General features: G+C 45.4%; 1 protein-coding gene. It reads left to right on the top strand.

Annotation, left to right across the window (positions count from 1 at the left end):
• Positions 1-1153: tail fiber protein (locus AK59_RS0123135; RefSeq protein ID WP_029883929.1), on the top strand; the 1153-nt coding region annotated here is incomplete at its 5' end.
• Between the last annotated feature and the right edge of the window lie 158 nt (positions 1154-1311).

Below are 1311 nucleotides of genomic sequence, written 5' to 3' on the forward strand. Positions count from 1 at the left end.
CGCGACCGACAGCGCGTCTGAGACGCTGGCGGCGACACCTAAGGCAGTAAGCGCAGCGGCTAAAGCAATTAAAGACACTCTCGGAACTTCATCCTCAAAAGATATTGTCATCTCTAAGACCGATACGACAACAGGCCGCGTGTTGACCACTGGCTGGATGAGTCTAGGGGGGTATGGTACAGATAATCTAATTCCGGGAGTGGATGCATTAAAACCGCTGCGCAACGGATTTTACGCCGTACAGAATGAAGCATCATATGGTAATGCCTCTTTGATTAGCTTTGGTTACGACTCTGGTTCCCAGGTGCATATTATTGCCAAACAGGGTGGGCAGGCTCCAATGTTGGGTGTGTGCGGGTCTACGCCGCAAGGGGTGTTTGGTGGCTGGGGGAAAATCTACACCGAATTTTACAAACCCACTGCAGGAGAAGTTGGAGCAGTTGCCAAAACTGGCGACACTATGACGGGCAGACTCATCGTGAACGTTGATGGTGAGGCTATCAGGTTACAGCCAAAAACAGCGGGTTATGCCAGTTACTTAATTTCTGTTGATTCGGCTAATGTAAATCACTGGTATGTAGGAGCAGGCTCAACAAATAATGCTGATGTCGTTTTCAATAATTACAAGGGCGGAAATAACAGTATTAATCTGAAGAGCGACGGTTCAATCAATATCAGCGCCACAAACGGAAAAAATGTCACTGTTACAGGTCAGGTAATTCCGTCAAATTACGGCAATTTTGATGTGCGATACGTGTTACCAGATGGTGCAACGTACGCAGGCTTTGTGAGCGGTGATGCAACCAGACCTTATATGCGCCATCGAGTGAGCAACGCAGTGGTAGAATTGGCGAAAAGAGGTGATGCTTATACTAAAGCAGAGAGCGAAAACCGCTACCAGCCAAAAGGTAGTTACACCCCAGCCGGTCAGGCATATACAAAAGGTGAGAGTGATGGGAAATATGTTACACAGGTCAGACTGGGGAGCGTAACCAGCACAGGTCAGATTGGTAACAGAGATTTAAGCTTCGGGAATGGCATCGTTTTAACGGGTCTCTATGGTTCTGCTAACTACACAGTTAACCTGAATATTTATTATCGCGCCGTGCAATACCTCATTAACGGTGTCTGGTATACAGCAACCTCAGTTTAGAGAAATATTATGTTTATTTTAAAAAATCTAACAGCATATGTGCCTGATGAAAATAGTGATGTGGCGGAACTATTATCATTGGGTGTTTCTTTCTTAAAAGATGAAAAAGGTCAGGACTGGTACGAGGCGCAAAAAGAATTTGATAAGGATAAATTAAA

This window comes from Enterobacter sp. T1-1 (assembly GCF_000710795.1).
GTDB classification, from domain to species: domain Bacteria; phylum Pseudomonadota; class Gammaproteobacteria; order Enterobacterales; family Enterobacteriaceae; genus Enterobacter; species Enterobacter cloacae.